Origin of the sequence: Flammeovirga yaeyamensis (genome assembly GCF_018736045.1) — a bacterium.
GTDB classification, from domain to species: Bacteria; Bacteroidota; Bacteroidia; order Cytophagales; family Flammeovirgaceae; genus Flammeovirga; species Flammeovirga yaeyamensis.
Genome location: NZ_CP076132.1, coordinates 931,960 through 947,046, shown reverse-complemented (window position 1 = coordinate 947,046; position 15,087 = coordinate 931,960). Strand labels below are relative to the sequence as shown.

17 protein-coding genes are annotated in these 15,087 nt (G+C 33.1%); 1 reads left to right on the top strand and 16 read right to left on the bottom strand.

Annotated elements, in window-relative coordinates; translation table 11 throughout:
- Window positions 1–154: 154 nt before the first annotated feature.
- Window positions 155–2,344: a T9SS type A sorting domain-containing protein gene (locus KMW28_RS03655; protein ID WP_169666526.1), complete on the bottom strand. Its 2,190-nt coding sequence runs from the start codon at window positions 2,342–2,344 to the stop codon at window positions 155–157.
- A gap of 340 nt (window positions 2,345–2,684) precedes the next feature.
- Here KMW28_RS03655 and KMW28_RS03650 point away from each other — a divergent pair, with 340 nt between their 5' ends.
- Window positions 2,685–4,394 carry a PNGase F N-terminal domain-containing protein gene (locus KMW28_RS03650; protein WP_169666523.1) on the top strand — a complete coding sequence of 570 codons (1,710 nt, stop codon included), beginning with the start codon at window positions 2,685–2,687 and terminating at the stop codon, window positions 4,392–4,394.
- 161 nt (window positions 4,395–4,555) lie between these two features.
- On the opposite strand, the gene KMW28_RS03645 is transcribed toward KMW28_RS03650, so the two are convergent.
- The 15 genes from KMW28_RS03645 to KMW28_RS03575 all read right to left on the bottom strand — a co-directional run bounded on the left by KMW28_RS03645 (window position 4,556) and on the right by KMW28_RS03575 (window position 15,081).
- On the bottom strand, window positions 4,556–4,837 hold the full coding sequence (locus tag KMW28_RS03645; RefSeq protein WP_169666520.1) for a hypothetical protein: 282 nt from the start codon (window positions 4,835–4,837) through the stop codon (window positions 4,556–4,558).
- 47 nt (window positions 4,838–4,884) lie between these two features.
- Window positions 4,885–5,727 (bottom strand): class I SAM-dependent methyltransferase, encoded by an 843-nt coding sequence (locus KMW28_RS03640; protein ID WP_169666517.1) that lies wholly within the window; start codon window positions 5,725–5,727, stop codon window positions 4,885–4,887.
- Window positions 5,728–5,808: 81 nt separating this feature from the next.
- Entirely contained in the window at window positions 5,809–6,639 is an 831-nt protein-coding gene (locus tag KMW28_RS03635) for a hypothetical protein (protein WP_169666515.1), read from the bottom strand.
- A gap of 21 nt (window positions 6,640–6,660) precedes the next feature.
- Window positions 6,661–7,170 carry a hypothetical protein gene (locus KMW28_RS03630; protein WP_169666513.1) on the bottom strand — a complete coding sequence of 170 codons (510 nt, stop codon included), beginning with the start codon at window positions 7,168–7,170 and terminating at the stop codon, window positions 6,661–6,663.
- A 153-nt stretch (window positions 7,171–7,323) separates the two neighbouring features.
- Window positions 7,324–8,439, bottom strand: a complete 1,116-nt coding sequence (locus KMW28_RS03625; protein ID WP_169666511.1) for a suppressor of fused domain protein — start codon at window positions 8,437–8,439, stop codon at window positions 7,324–7,326.
- A gap of 318 nt (window positions 8,440–8,757) precedes the next feature.
- Entirely contained in the window at window positions 8,758–9,153 is a 396-nt protein-coding gene (locus KMW28_RS03620; protein WP_169666510.1) for a VOC family protein, read from the bottom strand.
- A gap of 59 nt (window positions 9,154–9,212) precedes the next feature.
- Window positions 9,213–9,593: a helix-turn-helix domain-containing protein gene (locus KMW28_RS03615; RefSeq protein ID WP_169666508.1), complete on the bottom strand. Its 381-nt coding sequence runs from the start codon at window positions 9,591–9,593 to the stop codon at window positions 9,213–9,215.
- Between the two features lie 32 nt (window positions 9,594–9,625).
- On the bottom strand, window positions 9,626–10,282 hold the full coding sequence (locus tag KMW28_RS03610; RefSeq protein ID WP_169666506.1) for a hypothetical protein: 657 nt from the start codon (window positions 10,280–10,282) through the stop codon (window positions 9,626–9,628).
- Between the two features lie 74 nt (window positions 10,283–10,356).
- On the bottom strand, window positions 10,357–10,887 hold the full coding sequence (locus KMW28_RS03605; RefSeq protein WP_169666504.1) for an alpha/beta fold hydrolase: 531 nt from the start codon (window positions 10,885–10,887) through the stop codon (window positions 10,357–10,359).
- Between the two features lie 12 nt (window positions 10,888–10,899).
- Complete coding sequence (locus KMW28_RS03600) at window positions 10,900–11,697, bottom strand: hypothetical protein (protein ID WP_169666502.1); 798 nt, start codon at window positions 11,695–11,697, stop codon at window positions 10,900–10,902.
- Between the two features lie 95 nt (window positions 11,698–11,792).
- Window positions 11,793–12,218, bottom strand: coding sequence for an SRPBCC domain-containing protein (locus tag KMW28_RS03595; protein WP_169666500.1), 426 nt, complete (start codon window positions 12,216–12,218; stop codon window positions 11,793–11,795).
- Between the two features lie 96 nt (window positions 12,219–12,314).
- Window positions 12,315–12,887: a Crp/Fnr family transcriptional regulator gene (locus KMW28_RS03590; protein WP_169666498.1), complete on the bottom strand. Its 573-nt coding sequence runs from the start codon at window positions 12,885–12,887 to the stop codon at window positions 12,315–12,317.
- Between the two features lie 123 nt (window positions 12,888–13,010).
- Entirely contained in the window at window positions 13,011–13,388 is a 378-nt protein-coding gene (locus KMW28_RS03585) for a tellurite resistance TerB family protein (RefSeq protein ID WP_169666496.1), read from the bottom strand.
- A gap of 314 nt (window positions 13,389–13,702) precedes the next feature.
- Window positions 13,703–14,494 (bottom strand): hypothetical protein, encoded by a 792-nt coding sequence (locus KMW28_RS03580; RefSeq protein WP_169666494.1) that lies wholly within the window; start codon window positions 14,492–14,494, stop codon window positions 13,703–13,705.
- Window positions 14,495–14,523: 29 nt separating this feature from the next.
- Window positions 14,524–15,081: a hypothetical protein gene (locus tag KMW28_RS03575; RefSeq protein ID WP_169666492.1), complete on the bottom strand. Its 558-nt coding sequence runs from the start codon at window positions 15,079–15,081 to the stop codon at window positions 14,524–14,526.
- Window positions 15,082–15,087 lie beyond the last annotated feature (6 nt).

The following is a 15,087-nucleotide window of genomic DNA, read 5'->3' as shown; positions in this document are numbered from 1 at the left end:
TGTTTTTATTTCCTTATATTCTTCTAAGGTTTCGTTCATAGTTCCAAACGACTCGAATATAATTACATCTTTGTCTTTCTTAATTTATTAAAAAAATGGTACTAACATGATATTATTGGCTATGACTTCTAAAAGAAAGTGATGTAATCAATATCTATTTTTTGATAAAACGACTCGTATACACATCGCTACCCGTCGTCACTCTCAACAAATAAGTACCTGATGTCAAATCAGACACTGAGATATTGGAAATCGATTTTCCATTTTGTGCAGAAATCACTTTTAATAATTGTCCATTTACGTTAAGTACTTCTACCTTTTGGATATCATTTAAGCGTTCTTCTACTACCATTTTAAGCGTTCCTTCCACAGGGTTAGGATACACTTTTAAAGCTCTCGATTTTGTATTGATTTCATCCACACTTGCTACATTTTCTGTGACAGTAATGCCTGAAACCTCATCCGTTACTTTTTCAAAGCTTCCTTTATCTGGTGTGAACTCAATATAGATTTTATAATCGTCTGATGGAGGAATATCTGCATCCATTTTGATGTACCGTGTTAGCGTTCGTTGGCCAATACGTTCTGTTCTCACCTCATCGATCATCACGTTATCGTCTTTATCACGTAATTCGATTTTTAGTGTACCGTTCTCATAAGTTCCATAAGAGAATTCAACTTCCACTTCCGTAGCATTACCTTCAATTTCTGTAGGAACAGTTAATAATTTGATGGCTGGTTCGATAGGTTCTTCCACATTAAAATATACAACAGGATCAATAGAAACCGCTTCTGGATCTTTCCAATCGTATCCTTGACGATGCATATACACTTTGTAGAAATAATTAGCGGCAGCCGGAGTTGCAGAAGGCATGCTTACATTAATTGTAGCTACACCACTACCCGCCTCAACATTCATATTACCACTTCCAAACCAACTACCATCAGGCTTTCTGATTTCGATATTGATTTTACATGGCTCATCAGCTTCGTATTTTACATTGATAGGGTAAGATGTTTTCCCTGGCGCTAAAGAAGTTGGGATTTCATCGTCCCATAATTTTTTCTCTAGAGGTTTCTCTACTACATCAAAAGTGGTTGATGTAGTTTTTAGTACTGAGTTACCATCTTTAATTTCATAAACTACTTTGTAACCTGTATCGATAGCTAATTCTGCATCTAAATTAAATTCAGTAAACAATGATTTCACACCTTGAGCAACATCGTATGTTTTTTCTGCTAAAATAGTATTCGATGGACCGTATAAAGTCACCGTTACTTTTCTATCTGTTGATGCTGAATAAATCAAGGTAGTAGAAAACTGATACGAAGGATAGGCAGTGATATTTTCTTCATAACCTTTGATATTGTCTTTATTCGAATTAAACTCTGCCTGATCAATATCAACCAATTTCCAAACTCTCACCCAATCGTACATTACTGCTCGTTGTGCTTTTGTACGGAAATCGTCTTCGAACATCCACTCTTCTGGTTTAGGATTAGTCGCATTCTTTTCATCATCATCTCCCCAATTGTAAGTTTCCATGACAATAATTACAGGCATTGGCATGAAGTAATCTCTTGTAGGAGTAATTGTACCAAAATACTTGTCGTCGTTATAGAACATAGCTGTATTGGCATCTTTCCACCACATACCCACCGTATTCCAACCTAGAGGTGCCGCTAAACTTGGAGGTACCACACCACTACTTGTTGTTTCGTAAGGTAAACGCTGACATGAACCGTTCTCATCAGAAAATGGTTTGGAATGAGAGTTTACATGTTGAATATTATTGAAAGAGCCATCTCCATGTTCGTTAAACGGGCCTGTATATCCCATATTTTCAATAATGTCCAACTCCGTTGCATATTTTGTATTACAATCGTCTGATGTCGTTCCTCTTGAGTTCATAAACACTCCCGATCCCATTGGGAAATCAGATGGTTTAACGCGTACTTCGAAATAACCGTACGTCTGTAAAACCTTTGTATCCATACCACCTCCTGCGAAGTGATAATCTTTACCATTCCCACGTGGAAAACGTTCATCTTCGTAATACCACATCGGGTTCATGCTCATATAATAGTTATCCGAGTTTGGATCTTTTACAGGCTCTAGAATTCGTTTATCAAATGCGGCCGTACGCCCCCAAGACTCTGCTTTATCGAACAATCTCCATTTATCTGTATTTGGACTATTAGCATCAAATTCATCACTCATTTCATGATTTAAAACCCACACTTTACCTGCTGGAGGATCGGGCGGATCTGCCATTAACATGGTCGCATTAAAGCCAATTAAAAGTAGAAGTGAAGTTACTTTTCTAAAAGTAGTTGTTTGCATGGTTTCTAGTATTTGATTTGCATTTCATATGATGTAATACTAATCAACTTTCTTTATCTCTCTTTGAATTATTGATTGAAACGGTGGTTCTATAAAATTTTGTGCCCGTTTATTGATGGATTTTTTTCTTATTGTCTGAATGTTGAATAATTATGAAAGTGGTATTTTGAGTATCAAACATTCATTCTATATGGTCCTTTTTTCAGTATTTAATCCACTATTTTCTAATAATTAAACTTGTTATCAATCTTTATTTTCGAATCGACTATTTGATGAATAATTTAAGGTTCATAAATACATTAAATAAATAAAAGATTCATATTAAATCTATTCGTTACCAATGAAATCAATTTTAATCCTCTTTCTCTTATCTGTTTTTAGCATGACCTATGCTCAAAAGAAACAAAAAGAGCTGAGTGCCGTTGTGGAATACCACTCTTTTTACAATGGAAAACCAAATACAGAATATGGAAAAACTGAACTTACCTTCCATAACAATTTAGCTAAAGTAGAACGTGTTTATCCTTTTGAGTTATCTGAAATGTTGAAAAGGGTGACTCAATATCAAGTACTGGATTATAATAAAAATAAAACATTCACTATTGCTGATATTCAAGGAAAACGTTTCTACTCTGTTTCTGATCAATCACCACAAGGTGAAATTGAATTGACAGAAAACGACACCACTATTCTTGGGTATCAATGTGATAAGATCAAGTTTATCAGTTTCTCGAATACCATTGAAGTATGGTACACTAAAGAAGCGGGTATTAAAGGTACGCCAAGCTATTTTATCAAGGATGCTTTGGTATTGAAAACCGTTAGAAATGGCTCTTCGGTACAAATGGCCACATCGTTTAAAAAGCTTAAATCAAAAGAGACAAAAGACATGCAATTAATGCCTGACGAATTGGGTGAGGAGTTGGATGTTGTCAACCTAAGATACAAAGCACAACAAGGTGTGGTAACTACTTTAAACATTTTTGATGACGAACAAATTTCTTGGGGAAATGAAATCAAAAATCCTGAAGGTGACCAAGACAACTTAACGTATCGTTTTGGCGGTGGTACTGTGATCTTAAAGAAGGTAACACTTCCTAAACATGATGTCCCTTGTGATGTATTCTTGGAGCTGGAACAAATGTCGAATGGCGATGCTTACGATAGAACGGGTTCTGTTTTCATGATTCGTAATACTGACAAACCTTCGATGTTGGATGCCATGAAAAACGGTATCAAAACGGTGCCTAAGTTTACAGATAATGACGGCAAGGAATACCACGGTATGATCCCTGAAGGTGACTTTGAACCGGCCATCGAATTAATGCGTTTCTTCACTCCTTTTGGGGTCAATAAATTTAATGATAAACGAGTTTTGGATGGACTTACTTGGGCCAACAATACCTATTATAAACAAAGTATATCTTACTTAGAACCGATCTTAGAAGGTGAGGTTTGGATTGGTGTATTTATCGGTAACTACGATAAAGGTGGTCATAAAGTAAGCCTTAAAATGAAATACTATCCAAAAGAAAACAAGCCATCCGCAGAAAGAAAAGAGTATTGGGTGAAACCAATTTTCAATACGTGTAACATTTTGGAAATGGCAAGTCAGAACTACCCTACGATGTTTGGTGCAGGTGGTCTAAAAGTGGATATTTCTATTCCTGAAAATGTAAGCGATTTACATTTACACTATATCACTACTGGCCATGGTGGTTGGGGTGGTGGCGATGAGTTCAACCCAAAAGAAAACCGCATTCTAATTGATGGTCAGTTGGCTTATTCTTATACTCCTTGGAGATGCGATTGTGGTACTTACCGTGAGTTGAACCCTGCTTCTGGAAACTTCTGGAATGGGGAATCGTCTTCTGATTTAGACCGTTCGGGATGGTGCCCTGGTACAGTAACCAACCCTGTGCAAACGCCATTGAATATTTCTTCTGGCACGCATCAGTTTGAAGTTCAGATCCCTCAGGGTGAACCTGCAGGTGGTTATAGCTTTAGTTCTTGGTGTGTGTCTGGGGTGTTGATTGGGGAAGTGAAGTAAGATTGTGATATACTTTGGGGTCCTCCCTAGCCTCTTGCTATCCCACGATTGAAATCGTGGGTTGTTGAAGTGGGGATAATATGAGGTTGAAACCTCATATTATCTTTATAAAAGAAAGTCTCATATATCGAAATTAGATAGATATATGAGACTTTCTTTTTTTATATAAGATCGAGAAACTCAATCCCTCCAATTCTTCCATCTTTCAATACATCAAGAACTATTGTCCCTTGTTGCTGATCCTCCAAAACAATGTTTTCATCGAATTGCCATTCTGCTCCAGTTTCATTCGCATTTTCATCAGATACTAATTGTATGTACGGTTGAAGCTCCCACTTTTTAGTGATCAATTTTTCAAGATGAAAAACCAAATCTAGCCTTTGGGGTTCTTGTTCTTTGAGAAGTTTTATCAAATGATCAATATGAAATTCTGGGGTTTCCATTGAGAGTTTATGATGGTTGCTTTGCAATTTAGGGATAAATTCAATGATTACTTATCACACCTCACAAACAAAACATTATCTCCATTCCACATATCACTTTCTGGAAGAAGATGATCGTTAAATGTGATGCTACTGAAACTTAATGATGATAACATGTTGGATACATCGTTTTGAGAAAAGAAGTGAGTCCAAAAACGGTAAATATCTATATTTTCGTCTTCATCGATAATGGTGTGCTGGGATAAAATGACTTTCTCTTTTTCATATAAAAAAGATTCTGATAATGCTACATAGGGACTGCCTTTCCAAAAGCCTTCTTTGCTCGCTTCCCAAGACTTTCCAGTGAGTTTTTTCTGAAAACTTCTGTCCTTTAAAACATCAAAAATAAAAGTTCCACCCGGTTTAACTGCTTGATCTATTTTAGAGAGTAAAGGCGATCTATCGGAAGGAATTAATGCACCTAGATCAGTATAAATGAGAATCACTAAGTCGTATTCATTTTCCCCAAGATCTGCTTCTAAATAGCTTTCGTTTCTATAAGTAATATTCAGCCCTTTTTCTTTGGCTGATACTTTCGCATGTGCAATAGAATTTTCAGAAATATCTACACCTGTCACATCATGACCAGCTTTTGCTAGTAGTTCTGTATACAATCCTGGTCCACATCCTAAATCTAAAATCTTTAGTGGCTGATCTCCATTCTGAGCACTCAAAATCCAGTCAACCGTCATTTCTATGGTCGCCTTTTTTCGACTGGCCAAATCGATATCTGGATTTAAATGTACTTGCAGTAACTGTTTGGAGATATAAGGATCGGTCCACATAAATGAGGTTCCTTTTTCGTATAGTTTGGGTTGTTGGGTTTGATTTATGATTTTGGTGATGTTCATTTTGACTTTAATTTAATCTTGTAATTAATTTAAGTCGAATAAATGAATTTACAAATTAAGGAATTATCAAACCTATAATCATTAAGGCCCATTATCACGATAAGACCTCACCCAACTTGCGTTATTTCTTGTCACCCAATAGACTTCTTCAGGTATGGTATCATATGTCAAGGTCTGTAATAAACTATCCTCTTTTTCTAGAATAAATTGATGATAATCTGTTTCAGAAATCAAATTATAAGCAGAATGTTCTAAACCATTTGATTTCAATACATCGAAATACTCAATAGTCATCTTTTGTCGGTTTACACTATCCTTTTCACTATTTAAATTGATATTGAAAAGCATTAACTCATATAAATCATTTCTATTGATATCTTCATTTATATCAATTACTCCTTTAGTATAGAATGCCTTGGTTTGATTCAAAATATCGAAGACTACTACATCATTTTTTTCTACTCTTCGTCTTTCCCAAAATGACAAATAATAATTTTCCTTTTGATGTTCCTCTGAATAAGCAAGAATCAAGCTATCCACAATCATATTCAATGATTTTCCTTTCCAAGCATATCCCCAATACGCTTCATCATCCAAAACCTGATTGTATTCTTCTTTAGTCAGTAGTCTTTCTAAACCTATCTTTTTAGTCACATCAAAAAAATCTGATAGGTTATTGGGTGCTCTTAACCATAAATATTTTTGTGATGTATTATCTGTTTTTCCAGTTCCGAAATATTTATCTTCTAATAAAATATCCAATAAACGTGTGTTATCCTGAAATTGAATAGACTCTGAAAAGTCTAAAGCTTTTTCATTCCAATTTCCGATAAAAGTTCTTTGAAAAGTTTTAACAGAACAAGCTGTGATAATTATTGTGAGTGCTGTTAGAAAGATGGTTTTGGAGTTCATTTTTATCTCAATAGTTTTTGTTTAAACAGCTTTAACCTTAGCTATATTTCTAAATTTATTTTTCATATGATCCATCATAAAACCATATCCTAAATATATCAAACTACTAATCGGATATATTTCTAAAATACCAAAAATAAACTGCCCGTCTCCTGCATTTTTCGAATTGAAAAATACCCATGTATAAATTACTAATGGGTGTATCACGAAGTATTGAGCAAGGTAGAAGATGATCACTTTCCAATGACTTATAGGTTTCTTTTTAGTATTTAACCGATGAAATAATAAAAAGGTACTTACACTAAAAATAGTTGATACAACAACGAGTACTAAAAAGGATGTAAATGTATAATTATTCCCTATGTAACTTCCAACATATTCCATTGGTAAAGCTATAGGTAAAAGTGAAATAATTCCCATTTTAAATAAGTAATCCAACTCAATAGAGAATAGAGATAACATTCCGGGAATTGCTAACAATAAACCGATAATTGTGGCTGAGTATTTAGCTAATTGAAGTTTATTCATCATTATCAAAAAATCCTTGAAATTATACTTTTAGTTAATTTTGATAGGTAATACCAAGTAAAAAAGTAGCCAAAAATCTACTAAAGTTTAATTTTCGACCATTTTTTATCTATTATCTTCAATTTTAGTGAAATTGAGTTTTTAGCATTTGTGTCATTAAACTACTTCTTCACGATCTAAAGAGAAGACCTCATTTCCTATCTTATTTAATCTATGAATGATGTCGCTTTTGTCATTTTCCATCACAAACTTTCTCTCTTTTTCTGATATAGGCACCATCCAAAGGAAGTTCACTTTTGAGCTTCTGTAATCTTCCAATTCAGGTTTGGGTAATACATCTAATTTATTGGTTAAAATGACAGCATTAAAGATAGAATTTTGAATGGGTTTAAAGTTAATGGTATGTCCTTCTCCCAAGAAAGTGATATTGTTCCAAGGTAAGGAAGATTGACCACTTATATAATTGGCAGTTTCTTGGAGGTCGCTTTCTGAAATGCTTGTATTTAATATCAACCCTAGTTCTATTCTATTTAACTCATGAGACTTTTCGAAATACATTTCAACTGTAGGCATAGGTACCAATGAAACACCTACTGTTGCAAAAACATTTTTAGATGTTCCTTTTCTTAAATACAATCCCTTCGGAGGCCATTCACCTCCATCGATAGCATAGTATGTATCTTGCTTTCCAAAAGTTTCTTCGTATATCTTCAGAATTTGAGGTTGTTGAATTTGGAATGGGTTCAAGTCATCTCCCCAAGATTGCCAGAATTCCTTTGCCTTTTCGATTCTTTCTAAAAAGACATTTGATGTTCCAATTTCCCAAGCCAAGTTACTTTGTCCAATAACATCTCTTGCATATCCATGAAAATCACCTTCACCTGACCAACTTGGGATTATTGCAACTATTTCTCCTTGATATTTCAGAGCAGCAGCATCTCCTTCCTCTGTCCAAATAATTTTAAGATCATAAGCATCAAGAGGTTTCTGTCCATTAGGGAATTTACAGAACTGTTTAGGCATCAATGGAGCCTTGCCATTAAGCATTGTTCCAATTTCAGATTCATCAGGAGCCTCAACCAGATTTCTAACCCAACAAGATTTCATACCAAAATTTGAATTTTGAGAGGCAAACAAATAAAAATAGACTACTCGATGGTCTTGTTCCACAATGGCTGTGATCGGACAAGTAGGTGATTCTTCTTCTAGCAGAATTTCAGGTTTTTGAAATTTATCTTTGTAAGAAGTAATTAGCTTTTTTAGAAAGTTCATAATTAGTCAGTTTGATACACAATAGTTACTTTTCTAAATGTAAAACATTGGTTTCAATCTATCAACTTAATTTTGATTTTAGGTAATGAGTCAATCGGTCAACAGCTTTATTATTCATAGTTGATGAACTTGATAGTTTGTACAAAACAAAAAACACTGAAATTATACTTTAAGTTAATTTCAGTGTTTTTTGATAAGACACCTAAATTAAAAATGAATCAAATATCTACTTTAGTTTAATTTTAAGATTTTTAATCAACAAAAAAAGTCCAATAATCTTCAACTGATTATTGGACTTTCATCCTATTTATATTCGCACTATAGTGTCTCTACAAGTTGGATATTATTCCCACAAGTATCATTAAATACAGCAATCTTTACCGTACCCATTTCTGTTGGTTTCATGCTGAATTCAACTCCCAACTCCAATAATCTATCGTACTCCTTTTGAACATCTGAAACATCAAATTGTGTGTAGGGAATACCCGCCTCAAAAAGTGCATTTTGATATACTTTTGAAGGTTCAAAATGCAATGGTGCAGGCTCCAATAAAAGCTCAGGTCCATCTTGTTGTTCTTCCGAAACTAAAGTCAACCATCTATTTCCACCACCCACCGGCACATCTTTTTTCTTTATGAAGTTTAACTTCTCTGTATAAAACTGAAGTGCTTTTTCTTGATCTAATACAGGAATGCTTATTACACTAATTTTCATTGTTTTACTGTTTAATGTGATTGAATGATGCAAAGATTCAAATTAAACATTTCAATCATTTATCGAAAATTGCTCTTTTGATATTCGCTTGGAGAAATGCCTGTTTTTCTTTTGAATAAGGAGCTGAAAGAACTTAGACTTTCGAATCCCACTTCATAACAAGCATCTGATACCGACATTCCTTTTTTGATGTATTCTTTGGCTTTTTCCACTCGTTTATCCATCAAGTACTGATTGGGAGTAAGACCATAATACTTTTTAAACAGTCGAAGAAGATGGTATTTGGAAACAAAGCGGATCTTAGAAAAAAGAGTCAGATTCAACTTTTCACTAAAGTTGATATCCATGTAATTCTTTAGTCCGATAACAGTATCAATTTGCCATTGGTTGGAATATACATCGTCTTTTATTCTGGATACTTCTTTGTTGTAGTGGTTCATTTTTTAGTGATCTAATGAAATGAGACAACTCATCAATGATTCAAATGCATACTTTCTTCATTAGATTCTTCAGCCTCCTTTTGTTTTATCTTTTTAATAGCTCCAAATCCTCTAAACAAAGATATTGAAAGAAAAGCTTTAAATATTAAACCTCCAATTGATTTACCCGGCATGAAATAAATCGTCAAAACAACATCAAGTAAAATGAAGAAAATTGATACTCCTAAAGCAATCATGGAACGTTTCACTTTAATGACATAGCCCAATGCAACATAAAAAGCTCCCACTATAATTGATCCAATTCCAAGTCCTAAATTGACTAGAATTTCCATTGATGTTACCTCTGCAATTATTCCAAAGAATATGTTTAACCCAGCTAAAAGAAATAATATACTGTAAGCTGTTTTTAATTCGTAATATGGATCTGATGAACTACCTTTCACGGGTTCATTATTTACTAGAACTACTAATTCATCGGTACCCATAAGTTTATTTCTTACCAACTGAATGGATAGTTTTCTATCGTTATCAATTTGATATTCACCACCACTTTTAACGTCTTTCTTATCTTGGAACTGTAAGATTTCGTTTCCGTTTAAAGTAACTTTTGCATTTTTAAAAAATGGTTTGAATTCAACTACTAATTGCTCCTTCTTTTCTGTATCTAAATAAAACTTTTGTCTCGGCATAATAATTTTGTTTGCTTTTAAAAAATTAGTTTAACTCTCTTGATTTATTTTTCTTCAATCAAGGTATTTAATTATTAATGTGATTGAATATTACAAAGTTTTAATGAAAATTCCTCAGCAAACTCCCTTTCAGTATAAATCTCATGGTGCTTATTTGGTATCACTTCGAATTTCACATTCTGATTTATAAACCATTCCATTGGTGGTCTATATGCATCTTTTTCCCCAAAATATAGCTCAATTTCTCCTTTAGGTTTATAAACTTCCTTCCTTAATCGAGTTGATGATATACAAATTAAAGATTTAATATTTCCGGTAAGCAGACCATATCTCCAAGCTATCAACCCGCCAATACTAAAAGCTAATATTTTTATTGGATTTTGCTCTAACTCTATCAACTGTGAAATAGCTTTTCTAATTCCACCTTCAACAAATTGTTGATGAATTATTTGCTGATCATTACTTGATGTATCAACATTTCCTAGCTGACAACTATCATAATATACTAGATCATATTTTTGATTTAAAATATGTGTATAATAGATCAACCAATCCGATTTTTCGCTTCCACAAAGATCCGAGAGAATAATAAGTCGTTGTTTCATAAGTGGAACAATTTAAAAATACTCAATCTTTCGTTCATCAATTACTATTGGTTTTTCATCTCGATACATGATTTTCTTTATCCAATTTTTATTTTTATCGTATTCATAAGAGTATTTAGACTCTTCAATTACACTTCGAGAAGAGTCATATGTGATCTCTTTAATAAGGTCGTTTTTCTTATTGTATGTATATTTGGTATCTCTTTCTTGGGTTGTAAAGTTTTTATACTCTCTATATCTTATTAGCCTTCCCTTTTTATCAAAATTTCTTTTTATTAAATGCCATCTAGTCCCATCTATTTTATAATCTTTTTCTGTTTTTTCATTATCATCAGACTGAAAATCGGTATATAAATGAGGTGTTTCCCAATCCCAGTAATATAATTTTTTGATTAATTCTCCATTTGAATTATGAGTGTTTTTTATTTTTGTCGAATCCCCATTTGCTCTGTATATATGTTCTTCATAACATTGTCCCAATGAGTCATTCTGATACTTCTTTTCATATTGAAACTGACCGTACTTAGTAAGAAACTCATTCGTTAAATATCCTGAAGAATCATATACGAGTTTTTTTTCCTCATCAGCTAATCCACCATCTTCTTTGAAATAAAGTAATTTTCCGTCTTCATTATAGACCTCAACATATTCTAATATTTGACCCCTTTTATGGATCTTATTATTTTCAACTTCAGCTAAATAACTTTTCACAGTAACTGAACGTATAGCATGTTCTTTATTCAGGATACAGGAATTCGTAAGTAAAATTAAGCTTGTTAAGATAAATGCTATTAGCTTTTGAAAATTCATGAGTTAATATAGGTTTTAGTTTTTTCATTAAAATTAGAATTTTGAGGAGTAATAATCAACGAAATACGAAATAAATTAAATTACCTCTTATTACTTTAACCATTACTCTCTGCTAATTCTTTCAATTTGATGTTCATCGATTCAAAGCCTTTTTTTGTTTTTTCAAGATTTAATAACCCTTTCAAAATACCTTTAAACTTCTCGTTGTGTTTTAAAGTAGTGGTATTGTTTCCATTATCAATTAATAGAAATTGATGTTCACCATCAAATATTCCTGGGAACAATAATCTACCTATCCATTTCAATTCCCTGTTCTTTTGGAAACTTAAAACCTTAGATTGAAATTTCATTCCTTTTTCATCTTCAGGTTCTATTTTCACTTTTATCTGATTTCCTTCTTTTACCTCACCCTGTATATATTTTATAAAAGGATTCCATTCTGGATATTTATCAAAATCTGTTAGAATTGACCATACTTTTTCAGGTGTAGAATGAATTAGAATTTCTGTTTTAATTTCCATTGTGTTTAATTTTTGGTGATATAAACTTCCATTAGTTTTTGTACATCACAAAGTTCTTAAACTACTATGGGTTTGCTCTTGATAAATATCAAGAATTTATAAACTCTGCTTTTTTCGAATTCTACTGAACGTTTCAGGCGTCATCCCTAACATCGAAGCAATGTATTGTAAAGGAACTTGATTGATCAACTCTTTATTTTGATCATAGAAATATTGATATCGTTCCTCGGCGGTCATGGATAAATGACTAAAAATTCTGTCTTCTAAAATCGTAAAACACTTTCCAATAAATAACTTTTCCAACTCGTGCCATTCTGGAATCAAATCACCTATTCTTTTATAATCTGATCCGCTGATTGTGTACAGTTCTACATCAGTTAATGTCTGAATATTCCATCGAGCAGAAGATCCAAATAATAGACTAGAAAGGTCTGTCACAAAATATCCTTGGGTAGCAATCCATTGTGTGACTTCTTTATCTTCTGTATTCTTATATATCCTCAAACAACCCGATTTAATAAAACTAAGCTGTTCACACCTCCTACCTTCTTCGAGATAAAACTCTCCCTTTTTGATAGTGTTAGGATGAAATAGAGAACTAATCATTTTCAATTCTTGAGGTTGAATAATTCCGAAATAGGATTGAATATTTTGTTCTAGTTCGTTCATGGGATTTTATCTAAGTATTGAAAAGTTCTAGTTACAAAAAATTGAACCTAAATTCAGCAACTCCTAACTCCTAATTAAAAAAAATCCCCTGCCTCGAGGATCTCAAAACAGGGGAATCTTTATTTATACTTTTAAACCTTCAATATCTTGTTGGAATCTTTTCAGAAGTTCTTTGGAGAAGGAATCCATTACTTCTGCTTCGTTATCGTCGATCCCATCGGATGCTTCTGCTACCACTTTCATGGCATTAACGAACTCTTGGTACTCTGCTGTGGGTCCGTAATGTTTACAGTAGTCCAATACCTTATTGTAAACTTCTTCCATTGGTGTGTTTTTCTTGGCTTCATAATTAAATGACCATTTGATGTCCTCACCGTAAGGATGGTTTTCGATGTACTGATCGATTGCTTGTCTTTCTTCATCTTGGATGACACCATCAGCTTTGGCTACAACGAATAAAAGTTCTCCTAAGATCTCGTATAATTTTTCTTTATCAGACATGATTAGATTTGTTTATGTTTAAATAGTTTACTCACTCAATATCTTACGAACTTTGATATGAGGTTAGTTGTGTTTTATAACATTATTTAATAAAGTCATCAAAACATCAATTTGACATCAAAATTATACTTTTCTTTAGTTTTGGTATCTAATATACAGTTAATATATGCTCAAAAATCTATTATAGTTTAATTTTTGATGATTTTTCTGGTATATGTATCACGAGGTCGGGAGACCTCTAACGTTAATGGGCACAGATGTCGCTATCGCTTAACATCTGCGCCAGTTATTCCCATCAAAAAAATAGAAGAATTTTATTTAGAAAATACTCCAGTTTTTTTTCTAGAAGATGATTCCTTAGATACTGAAAGCTTGGCAGAACTAGAATACTCCACAGCACTTAATTCATACACCATATCTTCTTCTACAATGGTTAAACTATTTGATGTTAAATTTCTAATATCGACCAACCCTGGTGATTCCCAATCTGGAGTTTCTTGCCAATCGTATTGTATTTGTTCTTCATTTTTGTTTGCCCATCTCCAATGTGCAAGTCCGCCTTCAAAATCTTCTGAAGAATATTTAAACTGAACTAAATAGGTTCCGGCTTTTGAAAAAAGAACTGTTAGATCCATTTCTGTACCTACAATACTTTGACCATCAATTGATACCAACTTCCATGTTTTACAAAGTAAAGAGGTTCTTTGGGTCGATTCCATTTCCTCTGCTTTCGATGCTACAAGTTCAATATCAGTTTCACTATTGGTCTGTCTTAAAGTAAAGCTGATTTCATTGTTGCTCAATTGTACATTAGATAGGATACCATAACCATGTAAGTCTATTGTCTCTTCATCAATAATCTCATACTGCCCAAAATAGAGGACATCTTCTACATAATCAGCTGGAGCAATTGTTTGTCTGATGATATAACTCCCACTTTCATTAAACTCGAAAGAAGTGAATTCACTTCTATTGTTGATTTCCCACTTGGCACTGATTGTCCCTGGTACTAATCCTTGATCCGAAGGAGATGTTTCATCGTTGTCACATGATGAAAAGACTATTAATGATATAATAGCTAAACAGAATAGTTTTAAGGTTTTCATTTTAATTATAGTTTTAGTTTACTTGATTTTTATTGATCTATTTCAAACTTTAGGATATACTTGATAAAGGTAATTTTACCATTATCATCTACAGTAATTTCAAATCCTTGTTTTTTGTCGAAGAATTTATCTCTTAAAAAATACCACTTCCCATCTTTTTGCAAAAATTCTTTGTGTTGGCTTTTCCAATCTTCTACCGGATAGATTTTATCGAGCAAATCTTGAAACATTTGGGCGGTTTTCTCATTTAACACAAAGTCATCCTTGATATAACAAAGAAATTCTGGCATATCTGTATTTGTGTTTTCCCACTCAAATCTCTTTACTTTATCGCCTATTTCGATAACAATAAATTCGCTAGTGTTAAATCCAGTAATATTATACATCCCTTGTATTCTCATACTGATGAAATACACTTTATGCTTCAGAATTTTAGAAATAGCCTCTCCCACAATTTCCTTGTGAGTTACTTTGGTATTTTCCTCTAAATACTGATCTAGTTTCTTTGAAGTTGTCGCATCAAGTTGAGCAAATGATGTCATTGACCATAGACAAAAGATGAAAAGAGTGATTAGCTTTTTGGTCATAAAAAA